At 28.8% G+C, this 12,587-nt stretch carries 12 protein-coding genes; 9 read left to right on the top strand and 3 right to left on the bottom strand.

Annotated features, from left to right (window positions below; genetic code table 11):
* Positions 1-8 precede the first annotated feature (8 nt).
* From AST99_RS09270 to AST99_RS09230, 9 genes are all read left to right on the top strand, one after another.
* The gene (locus AST99_RS09270) at positions 9-236 is read left to right on the top strand and encodes a hypothetical protein (protein ID WP_057781559.1); all 228 of its coding nucleotides are present in this window, start codon (positions 9-11) and stop codon (positions 234-236) included.
* Between the two features lie 246 nt (positions 237-482).
* Positions 483-1,460 (top strand): hypothetical protein, encoded by a 978-nt coding sequence (locus AST99_RS09265; RefSeq protein ID WP_157486346.1) that lies wholly within the window; start codon positions 483-485, stop codon positions 1,458-1,460.
* 122 nt (positions 1,461-1,582) lie between these two features.
* Positions 1,583-2,653 (top strand): hypothetical protein, encoded by a 1,071-nt coding sequence (locus tag AST99_RS09260; protein WP_057781557.1) that lies wholly within the window; start codon positions 1,583-1,585, stop codon positions 2,651-2,653.
* Positions 2,654-3,151: 498 nt separating this feature from the next.
* On the top strand, positions 3,152-4,267 hold the full coding sequence (locus AST99_RS09255) for a cysteine desulfurase family protein (RefSeq protein WP_232301605.1): 1,116 nt from the start codon (positions 3,152-3,154) through the stop codon (positions 4,265-4,267).
* A gap of 3 nt (positions 4,268-4,270) precedes the next feature.
* Positions 4,271-6,505: a DEAD/DEAH box helicase family protein gene (locus AST99_RS09250; protein ID WP_057781556.1), complete on the top strand. Its 2,235-nt coding sequence runs from the start codon at positions 4,271-4,273 to the stop codon at positions 6,503-6,505.
* Positions 6,506-6,517: 12 nt separating this feature from the next.
* Positions 6,518-6,745 (top strand): hypothetical protein, encoded by a 228-nt coding sequence (locus AST99_RS09245; protein WP_057781555.1) that lies wholly within the window; start codon positions 6,518-6,520, stop codon positions 6,743-6,745.
* A 2-nt stretch (positions 6,746-6,747) separates the two neighbouring features.
* A complete protein-coding gene (locus AST99_RS09240; protein ID WP_057781554.1) occupies positions 6,748-8,889 on the top strand; it encodes an AAA family ATPase in 2,142 nt (713 codons plus the stop codon).
* A gap of 3 nt (positions 8,890-8,892) precedes the next feature.
* Positions 8,893-9,444 (top strand): hypothetical protein, encoded by a 552-nt coding sequence (locus tag AST99_RS09235; RefSeq protein WP_057781553.1) that lies wholly within the window; start codon positions 8,893-8,895, stop codon positions 9,442-9,444.
* A 79-nt stretch (positions 9,445-9,523) separates the two neighbouring features.
* Positions 9,524-9,919: a hypothetical protein gene (locus AST99_RS09230; RefSeq protein ID WP_057781552.1), complete on the top strand. Its 396-nt coding sequence runs from the start codon at positions 9,524-9,526 to the stop codon at positions 9,917-9,919.
* Between the two features lie 14 nt (positions 9,920-9,933).
* Here the strand turns inward: AST99_RS09230 and AST99_RS09225 are convergent, their stop codons facing one another.
* The 3 genes from AST99_RS09225 to AST99_RS18735 all read right to left on the bottom strand — a co-directional run.
* Entirely contained in the window at positions 9,934-10,857 is a 924-nt protein-coding gene (locus AST99_RS09225) for a hypothetical protein (RefSeq protein WP_057781551.1), read from the bottom strand.
* A gap of 3 nt (positions 10,858-10,860) precedes the next feature.
* Complete coding sequence (locus tag AST99_RS09220; RefSeq protein WP_057781550.1) at positions 10,861-11,973, bottom strand: hypothetical protein; 1,113 nt, start codon at positions 11,971-11,973, stop codon at positions 10,861-10,863.
* A gap of 1 nt (position 11,974) precedes the next feature.
* Positions 11,975-12,587, bottom strand: a 613-nt coding sequence (locus AST99_RS18735) for a hypothetical protein (RefSeq protein WP_198151459.1), incomplete at its 5' end; no start/stop codon positions are given.

Genomic DNA, 12,587 nt, shown 5'->3' with positions numbered 1-12,587 from the left:
ATGGATTTATGGAAAAAGATAATATTAGTGATTTGCTAAATAAAGTAAAAGCAAATGAGAATTCTAAAACGATGCAGAAAGTGACACCTGTAAACACAAGAAAGGGTGAAGAAATTCAATTCTCTTTCTATTTATCAAAGCAACTTTTAAAAAAGGTAAAACTAAAGGCTATTAAAGAAGACACTAGCCTAAAAAACATTATGAATAAAGCCTTAGAGCAATATCTTAAAACCTAATAAACTATTAACTATAAAAATTTATCTGTGTATCTTGCAAAAGATTTACAGATGTAAAAAATATTAACATATAAAGCGTTTAGCTTTTGATTTGGTTTTAGAAACTCGCCAGGTTTATAATCCCTCCAATATCAAAACTAAGACGCCCACGTTATGCGTGGGCTGTTCTTATTTGGAGGGAAGGTTTCTGGCGAGACCACTAAGACCAATAAGTTACAGTTCCACGCTTTTTTATTTAACGTAATTATGGAAATAAAAAACATCGAAATCGCCTATTTAAATGAATGTACTAGCATTCAAAAAGACATTGTTGATACCTATTGGAAAATAGATAACTCATTGGAGTTTCAACAAAAGCCTTTGCAGGTTAAAAACCAATTTAATTTAGAACAGTCTGAACTCACCAAAATCATACAGACTTATTCTATTCTTACTTACGACATTGTATGTAGCACTTGTGACAAATTATCTGGAAACAAAGCGACAAGTCAATCTGATTTTAAACAATCTATCGGACGCTATAAACATCGTTATTTTTCCTATAAATGTAATGCATGTGAAGAGGAAGAAATAAAAGCTCTAGCATTGAAAAAAAAGGAGGAGCAAAAAGCACTTGTTCAGAAATATGAGGATGCAATAAATGAACACAGATGGATGGATCTATCTCCATTCTTGAGTGAATTATTACATAACTGTTTATCTACGGATTTTAAAGCACTTAAAAAGGAGTATTGGTCTAAATTAGGTCAATCAAATTTTAAAAAGTTATTTCGAGGCTTATACGATTTAGCTGCCTTGAATTTAATTTTTCTTGTTAGAAATGATTGGAGTGATAGAATAGAGGATTATCAATATTTACCTCGCCTAAAAGAAGAGTTTAAATATTTTTCTCCTACTGCACCTGCTATGGAATCAACTCAAGTTAATGATACAAATAAATTACAGTTTAGGTTAACCAGTAATCCCATTAGTAATCCCATTAGTAATCACCCTGACAGTCCAGAATACGCTGGTGGAGTTACTTTTAAAAATAAGATTGTTTTAGAGGCTAATACTGAATACACTTTTGCACTATGGAAAAGAACTGGTAGAGATTTATATTTAACCATGATATCCACAGCGGATATTGCCCCAACTCCTAAGCAAGTTTCGTTATCCAATCACCCAATTTCACTACAAGAAGGAATTCAGGATTTTTTTGAGTCTATAGCTCCACAAGAATAACAACTTAATCTTGAATTCATCTCAATTCAAATCAAACTATTTTATAATCAATCGTTAGCCCTTTCATTTCAATAAAACCTAAACTTATTTGGACTAGAAAGCTAGCAATAAAAAAGAAAAACATGGAAAGTTTTAAGGAAGAGTATTTTAACTTGGAAATGCACTGCGACATTTTTTTTAAAAATGGAGAAAAAATTAAACGTAAAATTACATTAGCATTTTTATTAACAAAATTTTTAAATGAATTATACACGGATTTCAATAATGATTGGGATTATTTTACGGCCTATTATTCTGACACAGGAAATATCTATGGAAAAATGAAAAACACTAAATATATATTTTCTATAAAATCAAGAGAATTAAAAAAAGTAGATTTTGATTGTATAACAGAAGACAACTCACTTATTGACTGTGAATTGTTTTTAAAATCGGAGCCTTCAAACCCCAGGTATTACACTATTAACAAACAGGATTTCATAAATAATTTTGTAAAAGATATGTACGACCTACATGGAGCAGATTGGTCACATTTCACCACCACTTTTAAAGATTCAAGAGATTTGGCTTATGGTACATTTACAAATAATGCTTATTTACGGAAGCATAAAAAACTAAGTTTAAAAGGGCTATATTTAAGGAGATGTCAAATTAATAAAGAAAAATGGGAAAATAAAAAGAATAATCGTACTGAAATTTTCTACGTTCTTGTTTTTAAAAATTCTGATTTTTTAAAAATAGGACAAACATTCAGAGAAATTGAATATAGGTTATATAATTATATTTTTCCAAAATCAGATAAAGAGCTAGAATTGTATGAAGGTAAAATAATAGACTTTGAAAAATCATTCATAATACCTACTAGTAATACAAAAACAGACATAGATAGTAATCTTAAATGTTCTTTAGAATCAATAATTATAAAGAATTTTGAAAGCCATAGATTCGAAAATAAGAAGTACAAAAACTCAAAAGAGCTACTGAAAACTGAGAGTTTTTCTGAGCTTAAAAATTACTTTGATAGCTCGAGCCATTTAAAATCAATGTCATTATTTGAATATTCTGGTTTTAAAGATAGTCTAGAACTGAAAGCGTACAACCTAGATAAAGGCTTGGACCCAAACATACTTCGATTCTATACTAGAAAAAGTAAACCAACTATTTATCTTAAGAACAAAAACAAAACATTATAATCCGTTTTGGGGTATTGAATATTGCAAGAGCACAACCCCTCCTTTTTATTTGCTACCAAGCCTTCCGTGACGCCTGCCGCTGAGGCGCATTTTAAAAATCAGTTGATTTAAAATTCTCCTAAGACTTAATAAAAATCAACTGATTTTTAAAACGGAAAACAGCAAAATCCTTCCTGAGAATTCTATACAAGTAAATATTGCGAGATTAAACATTAATTTATTCTTCTCTCTTATTTTTAAACTTGTTTCTATAAACCTAACTGTAATGTATACTTATTCAGTTTTAGGCAGTAAAATTAACCTCATTTAAAGCCAAAAAAGAGCTTTATTTAAATCTATAATCATATACTTCTACATTTATATAATTATAGATTTTTATATTAAAAATTGATTTTAAAATTTAATATCATTATTTTTAAGCCTCCCTCTACTTATAGCAAACTAATTAAAAAAAACCATTATTCAAAACTGGTAAAATTAATGAATACAAACATATACGTGTCATATTTGGACACAGCATCTACTACTAAAATTGATCAAAGAGTTTTAGATGAAATGCTTCCCTATTTTACAGAATTTTACGGCAATGCTTCTAGTTCTCATAAGTTTGGAGAAATAGCTAAACAAGCAATTGATAGGTCTAGAATACAGGTTGCAAATATTATTAATTGCGATAAAGATGAAATTATATTCACTTCAGGATCAACAGAATCAATCAACCTCGCAATTAAAGGTTATGTTGAATCCAACCAAGATAAAGGAAACCATATTATTACAGTACAAACAGAGCATAAAGCTGTTTTATCTACATGTGAATACTTAGAAACTAAGGGCTATGAAGTTACTTATTTAGATGTGGATGAAAGTGGTTTAATTTCTTTAGAGCAATTACGGGAATCCGTAAAGAAAAACACTTTAATTGTTGTAATTATGTACATCAACAATGAAACAGGTGTGATTCAGCCAATTAGAGACATCGGAAAACTCTGTAATGATAATAATATTGCTTTTTTCTGTGATGCTACACAAGCTGTCGGCAAGATTAATGTAGATATTGAAGAAGACCAAATTGATATGCTTTGTTTCTCAGGTCATAAACTAAATGGACCAAAAGGAATAGGTGCGCTATATAAAAGAGAAGGAATAGAATTGACTCCTCTAATTCATGGAGGCGGACAAGAAGGAGGATTAAGAGGAGGCACATATAACACCCCTTTAATTGTAGGATTGGGTAAAGCGTGTGAAGTTATTTATGATGGAATGGATGAGAGTATTTCTAAAATTGAATCAATAGTAGATTATTTCATAAGTTCTTTAAAGAACATTACAAATTGTAAAATCATCTCGGAACGGAATTTACGATCATCAAACATTGTTAATATAATTATAGAAAATTTAGATTCTAATGTATTTATAGGCATGAATAAATCAATAGCATTGAGTAATGGGTCTGCTTGTAATTCTGGAGTTATGGATGGTTCACATGTACTTAAGGCAATGAATATAACTAATTACAATAACTATAATAACATAAGAGTGTCTATTGATAAATGTTCATCAAAAGCAGATGTCGATGCTCTAATTCAAGCATTAAGAAAAACAATTTCAAGTTAAGATATGTTAAAAAAAGTTAATTGGGCTGAAGATCGAGATTATAAAACAGGTAGTGAAGATGAACCTTTACAGTTTTATTTGGATGCCCTCTGTAATAGCAAATCCTTTGATTTGTTGTTAGGTTATTTCAGTTCTTCGGCTATAAATTTATTATCCTTAGGCTTTGCTAGTTTTATATACTCTGGAGGTAAAATGAGGGCTGTAATAAACAATATTTTATCCGATGAGGATAAAGCAGCTATTGAAAATGGTCAAAATAAGAAATCATTAACTAGTGTGTATAATCTTAATGATATAAAACAACTACATCAATCATTAAATGAGTATGGTAAGCACTTTTTTGAATGTTTCGCTTGGTTAATTGCTAATGACAAAATTGAGATAAAAATTGTTAAACCGAAAGATGGAAGAGGAATAGCTCATTACAAATCAGGCGTTTTTAGTGATGGTAAAAATGCGGTAAGCTATAAATCATCTTGTAATTTTACATATTATGGTTTTATTGAAAATTTAGAAGAATTAGAATGCAGAATGTCATGGGACGATGAAAGATCTAAAAGATCTGTAAACAAACAGATTAAATATTTTGAAGAAATATTTTCTGAAAAATCACAAAACGTGGAATACTTGAGTATATCTGAAGTTAAGTCAGCAATTAAAAGTGAGTTTGGTGATAAAGATATAGATGAACTTTTAGTTAAAGAGAAAGTATTATTGAAGAATTATCAAAAGGACTTTAACAACCTTAAAACACAACAAGCAATCAATTCTGCTATTGGAAAAATAGATGAATTTGTAAGACAAGAAAGTTTACCTAAATTTCCATTCAAAGAAGGTCCTCGAAAATATCAACAAGAGGCATATTTAAAATGGATTGACAACAATAGAAAAGGCCTTTTTGCCATGGCTACCGGGACAGGTAAAACATTAACCGCTTTAAACTGTCTCTTAAATGAATACAAAGAAGAAGGTACTTATAAAGCTATTATATTAGTTCCCACATTAGAGCTAGTAGATCAATGGAAAATAGAGTGTGGAAAATTTAATTACACTAATATTATTACTGTAAGTAGTAAAGAAAAATGGAAAGACAAGCTTTCTTTCTATAATATGTTATCAAGACTTAACAATCCCTCATTTATTGTTATTGCAACTTATGCTTCATTTGTAAAGGATAAATTTCAAAATTTCTTTAAAGACTTACCAAAGCAAACACTTTTTATTGCAGATGAAGTCCATAATATTGGAGCTCCTAATATCTCCAAATTATTACCTAAAATTCATTTAGAAAAAAGAATTGGACTATCAGCTACGCCAAATAGGATTTATGACGAGACAGGTAATATCTCCATCGATTCCTTTTTCAACGATCAAGATCCTTACACTTATAGTTTTAGTATGCAAGAAGCGATTGAGAAGGAATATTTATGCAAGTACTATTATTACCCACATATTGTATCGCTTACAGAACAAGAGTTTGAGAAGTATAGGGAAATATCCAAAAAACTTGCACAGTTTATAGATCCCGTAACAAAATCATTTAAAAAATGTAAAGAGGTGGAAATTCTTCTTTTAAAAAGAAAAAGAATAATTCATAAAGCAGAGAACAAGCTCCCTAAATTTAAGACAATTGTAAATAATGAGTTCAAAAAAAGAGGCAATCTTAAATACACTTTAATTTATACTCCAGAAGGGGTACTTGAAAATAATGATATTATTATGGAAGATAATTATATCGAAAATGAAGAAGATATTTTTTTAATAGACCAATACACTAAGGCTATCACAGATATTGATTTTTCAATAATGGCTAGGAAATTTACTTCAAAAACAAAAAACAGAAAAAGTGTTATAAAACAATTTTCAGAAAGTGATTTACATGTTTTAACATCTATGAAATGTCTAGATGAAGGTGTTGATGTACCTCGAGCTGAATTAGCTATTTTCTGCGCTAGCACAGGAAATCCTAGACAATTTATACAGCGAAGAGGAAGAGTATTAAGAAAATCCGAAGGAAAACAATTTGCCTATATCCATGATTTAGTTGTGATACCAAAATTTGAAATGGACAAAAACGATGAAACCTTCAATATTGAAAGATCCTTTATTGTAAATGAAATGAAGAGAGTAGAAAACTTTTTTTCACTGGCAATTAATAAAGCTGAAGTATATGAAAAGCTCTCTGAAATCTGCATGCATTACAACATTAGTCTTTATGATATAAATAATGAAAATTAAAAAAATTTTAAAATGAATAAAAATAAAATTTTTAAAAAATTTGTAAGTCACGAACTTATAAAAGATAAATATCAACTAGAAGAAAGGGATATACCTAACAATGTAACAAGAGCATTAGTTTCAGAAATCCCTATCATAAAAACTATAGCCATATTAGTTGATGAATTGGAAAATAACCAAGGAATTAATGACATTACTCTGTACAACAAAATTAGCATTTACTTAAACAAAAACATTTAGTCATGAGAATTAAACAAGTTGTAATAACAAATTATCAAAGTTATTACGGAAAAAATGTATTTGACTTTGTTGAAGGTGTAAATATCATTCATGGAGCTAATGGTCATGGTAAAACGAAATTTTTTGAAGCTATTGAATGGATCTTCGATGATTATGAATCTAACTTAGAAGGACTTATTAGTCAAAAAGCAGTACATAACGAAATTAAAGAAGGTATAAATGTTCAAGTTTCTGTGAGAATGACTGTAAGTCAAGGCAATGAGACAAAAACTATTGAAAAATCATTTATAGCCCATAAAAACAATGAAAGTATAAGCATCTCTAGGCCTAGTTTAATTGGAATAAGAGAAGAAGAAACAGGTGAAAGATATCAAGTAGATTTTCCAAAAGAGCTGAGAAGTGAAATATTTGATGAGCGTATTAGGAGATATAGTATGTTTAAAGGAGAAACGGATTTAAAAGTATTTGAAAGCAAAGATGCGCTTTCTACGCTTATAGAAATGTTTTCTGATGCTACTTACCTAAAGAATTACATACCTAAAGCTGAATATTTCGTAGGGCGTGCAGAGAATGCGGTAACTGCAGCAGGAAAAAAAAATGCAAGAGAAGAAAAACAATATGCTATTCTAAGTGAGGAAATTATAAATCTTAGAAGAGAAATATCTGATAAGGAAAAAGAAAGAAATCAGCATGAGATAAATATTGATAAAATACAATCCTCAATTCTAAAATATGAGAATATAATTGAGAATGCCGAGTCATACCAAACACTTTCTGAAAGAATTAGAATAAAAGAGGAAGAAATAAGCAAACTACAAGTTCGCGTTCGAGAATGTGAAAACTACACACAGGATTTATTTGACAAAAACTGGATATTAGTAAATTATAAACCTGTATTTGAAGAATACAAAACCAAAATTGCTAATGTATCTAAAACTAAAAGAAGGTTAGAAAATGAGTTTCAACAAAAAATAGGTGAAAAGAAAGCTATAGAAAATCTAAAAAACGGGATCATACCTTTACCGATAGGAGCACCTACTCGATCTCACATGGAAGAAATGATAGAAGCTGAACTATGTAAAGTATGCAATAGAGAAGCTCCTAAGGGATCAGAAGCTTATGAATTCATGAACAATAGACTTCAAGAATATATTGAGGCTGTGGAAAAAGATATGTTTGAAAAAAAGCAACTTTTCAAACATAATTATATTAATTCTCTAACCAAAATATCAGACTCCAATGATGAAAATATTTCCAATCTTATTAAAATGGAGTCTAAAATATCTGAAAATTTTGAATTTGTAGAAAGTAGAAAAGCAGATATTAATAAAAAAATAGAGGAGAGAGAAAAAGATGAAGCTGAAAGAGCTAAAGTAATTGGTGGTTCAAAAATAGATGTAGGAAGTGCTGCTACAATTTTGAGAGATTTCAAAGGCTTAAACACCAATATAAAAGACGAAAACACAAGCTTGAGAAGTTTAACTAACATTATAAATTCTAAAAAAGAAAAGCTAGCCGATTTTCAAAATCAAAAAAACAACTTAGATATAGCAAATGTTGCAGGTTACTTGATGAAAACTCAAGAACTTTTAAATGATGTTTTAACAATTACTGTTGAAACTACAGAAAAAGAATTCAACAACTTAGTAATTGATTTAGAAAAACAAGCTAATGAAATTTTTCAATCGACTAATGAAGGAGCATATACAGGGAAAATAAAATTATACAAATCAAAAAGGGGAAATCAAAACCAAGTTGAGTTTAAAGTTTTAGACAATTTTAATAACCCTTTTGCTCTAAATGGTGCTCAAGAGGTACTTGCTCACACTTCTTTACTATTAGCAATTTCCAAAATGGTAAAGAATGAAGCTAACGAAAGTTACCCTCTAATTTTGGACGCCCCACTTTCGACCTTTGACAGCAACAAATACCCAGCTTTCTTTAATTCCTTTAAAGAAAACACAGATCAATGTATAATACTTGTTAAAGACTTCATTAAAGAAGATGAAAATAAAAAAATCAGTATTGACAGTAGTTTTTATCAAGCCGATATTGTAAAAGATAAATCATTATGGGTTAAGCTTGACGAAAACTCTATTGAAAACCAAATTGAAACCACTAACTCTGTTGTAATAGAATTATAAATTATGGATAAATTATTCGACGAGTGGAAAAAATCCACGCCAAAATATGATAAAAATCTAGAGCACCTTTTTAAGTCATTAACCAGAAAAGGAGGAGGAGCGGAAACCGATAGAGAAGATAAAGGAAAAATATTCAGTAACAATTACGAGTTGTACATCTATGCATTTTTCTTAGGGTTATATAATAATAAATATGAAGAATTACCAGAAACTGCAGAATTAAAAGATTTCAGTCATGCTATACAGTATTGGGGAAGCACAAAGAGCGCTCTAAGAAATGATTTTACCAACATACAAGAGTATCTTTTCATGGCTGTAATTGCAAAAACTGAAGGCATTGAAGATGATTTGATAGAGCTCGACAAAGGGAAAAAAACAGTCGAAGCTATTAAGAAACGTTTACATGTTACTATGCAAAACTATACAAACGGAGGCTTACTTCTTTTGGAGAAAAAAATACAAGAGGAAAACTTAGATATAACTATAGGAACAAGCATGCTTGATCTTATTCTGCAGTCTAAACAGGAGACAGAAAACATATTGAGTGAAGCCTAGCATTAATAGTCATGGACTAACCTTAAAATAGGTTGGTCCATTTTTTATTTTCAAATAAATCCAATAATTCGAAACAATAATGGACATTGATGAGTTTGTAGACAACTTAAAAAGAGATAAAGCACGAGGAGAACTAGCTCCACATCAAATTATTTTATTACTTTCTTTACATAAGTTATATTTAGAAAATAAATCTAATGTAATTGAAACAGACGATTTAATGGATGCTTTTAATGTGACCTGGAAAGAACATCAAAATAGTTTTAAAACTAAAAACAATAATATAGGAATGCCTTTAAAAGCATTTGTGAATAGAGGGTATTTAGAAATTGATATAAATGAAGAAATCAATGATTTTAGGAGTAAAACAGAGTTAATAACTAAAGTAATTCAAATCAAAATTAATCAAGTTTTATTGGAGCTATTTAAAGATATTGAGTTATCTAATTATTTAAAAATGAGAATAAATACCTAGAACCACCTATGATTTTAGTTAATAAGATCATTAAGTTTTAAAATTTTAACCTTTCCAATATCTGCACTTACTTTTTTTATTTTTATTAGTAGACTATCTTCTTTTTGGTTATTATCTAACTCAAAAACAGAAAAATATTCCTGAAGGATATTTAAAATATCATTGCATTTTGATTTTTTACCAACAAAAAAATTATAATACTCCATTATTTCGTTAAATTCATAAATATCAAGTTGGCGAATTAATTCGTTTAATTTTAATGCTATTTCTTTTTTAGATTTTAAAAATTGAGCATCAATTTTTTCACTTCTGAATTTTTGTAATTTCTTTTTTAATAAAACTACTTCAGTTGCATATTGAGAATAAAGCTCATTCAATTTATTTTTTAATTGATCATCTGTAAAATTTTCATCTAACCAATAAAGTAATATTATAAAATCAACTGAAAAATCAACTGAATCCCTGATTTGTCCTATCTGTTGATCATGAAAAAAATCAGCAAAATCATTTTTTGCAGGATAGTCATCTGTGTAAAATGATACATTTTTAAAATTATTTCTACTTAAGAATAATGCCTGTCCTGTTGAATATAATTCACCATTTTTTCTTTTCGTGTAATTAGTTAGACTCTTTATTCTATCAAAATAATCATCTCCTAAATCATCTAATAAATCCTGATTATTATTCTTCTTACCCCGATAAAAGGTTAGCTTTTGTTCAATTTCTTTTTTAATTTCTTCTCGTTTAGCTTTGTCAATATGATTAGAGCCTAATTCTCTCCATGGCTTTACATATACATTGTTCCGTATCTCGGTAAAAACTGAATCATTTATATAAACATCTAACTTTTTGATTTTTTTTAATAAAAAGTCATTATCATCAATGTGAATAAGATTAATCACAGTACAAGCATCTAATAAGCAACAAATACTATTCATTCGTTAATTCTTATCCCATAAAATTTCAGATTTATATTCCTCAAAGACTTCCATATTAATTGGACACTTTCCGTCCATATCTGAAAGCTCTAATAACAAAGATAAAGACTCGTTAAATCTTCTAAGCGAAACATTACCTTGATCGCTAATTAGTGTATCTATAACACTTTCATCAAAAGGAAAATATAAATTATCAGCAGAACCTACTCTAAAATGCTTTAACAATTCCTTTAAATACTCCTTAAAATCATTAGAACTCGGAAGATCAAAACTTATTTTTTCCTTTATTCTCGATTTAACACTTTCATAAACATAAGAACCTAAATCCTCTTCAGTCATTAATGCCGATAATGTTAAATTTAAAAAAAGCAATAAGTTATTTGGAGTATTATCCAATAGCTCTCTAACGAAACTATTAATTTTATCAATACTAGAGTTATTTAGAACCATTATATCCTCAAATTCATCTATCCAAATTATAATACATGAGTATTTCTTTTTATCGTAAGTTAAACATGAAAATAATCCTGCTAGTACTGCGGAATAATCATTATCTTCTTTCAAAGATCGTAAAATCCCATACTCATTTAGGCTTTTTAAATCCGTAGCATTCATATTCCCATATAGATATTTCTTTATATTTAGATGACCTACTTCTGTATTAAACAATGCTTTTAATACATTCTGAATATGAATATTAGATCCTATTGAATCAATATAGGATTTAATGTCACCTGATATATCATGAAATTTAGTTCTTACCTCTTCTATATTTAATTTGTCAATAACAGACATGTATATACTATAAATAGGATCTTTACCTTTTGGAAGAGAAATTACCATTGAATAAGGTATAGGTCTTCCTGCCTTATCTCCTATAGTTTTCAGTTCTTCTTTTTTGTTAAAAAATCTGGCGGCATGAGTTTTACCGCTACCATACTCTCCCCAATTTAATACTAGAGTAGAATTAGGTATTCTAATACTTCTTTCTATTCTTTTTTCAAATTTTGTCTTAACATCGTTGAATCCTGCCCATACCAATTCATCTGGATTAATAGATGGTGTTAATCTGAATGGATTAGTTGTTAATTTATAAGTGTCTTTAAAATCTGCCATATTACTTCTTTAATTGGATATAACCATCCCTATATTGCTCTTGATACTTAAATATAAATATATCTTGATCTTTTTCTGACAATTTGTTTAAAATAAACTGATATCCGACTTTTATATCATCATTCAAATATAGCATATATTTAGTGTAATTCGCTGCTTGTGAAAAAGTAACTCTATTCGGTGCAAGGGTTTTAAATAATCCAAAACTCTGTTTAATGTATCCGTACATTTTATCCAAAATGAATTCAGCATCAATAGGGCTATTGGTTTCTGAATTATTGTAACAATCATCAAAAATATGAACCATAAATCTATCAAGAAAAGAATCGGGTGATATTACTTTTTTAGTATTTATGTCGTTCCATATAGATATATTTTCGAATAGTTTATCGCCTATCTTAGTTATTTCTACATTATTTTTCCTGTCTAATTTGATTAAGTTTAAATCTAACATCCAATTTAGTCTAGGCATTATCACATGTTCTAAATATTTCTCTGGTTTCTCCCAGTTCAAAATTCTTTTCAAAACCGTATTAATTTCATTTGAAACCTTTCTATTCCTGTTAAAACTATTAAATTCTTTTAATTGATTTATAAGTTTATCTTTATAGACG

Origin of the sequence: Formosa algae (genome assembly GCF_001439665.1) — a bacterium.
In the GTDB taxonomy this organism is placed as follows: Bacteria; Bacteroidota; Bacteroidia; order Flavobacteriales; family Flavobacteriaceae; genus Formosa; species Formosa algae.
This window is presented reverse-complemented; position numbering and strand designations above follow the sequence as displayed.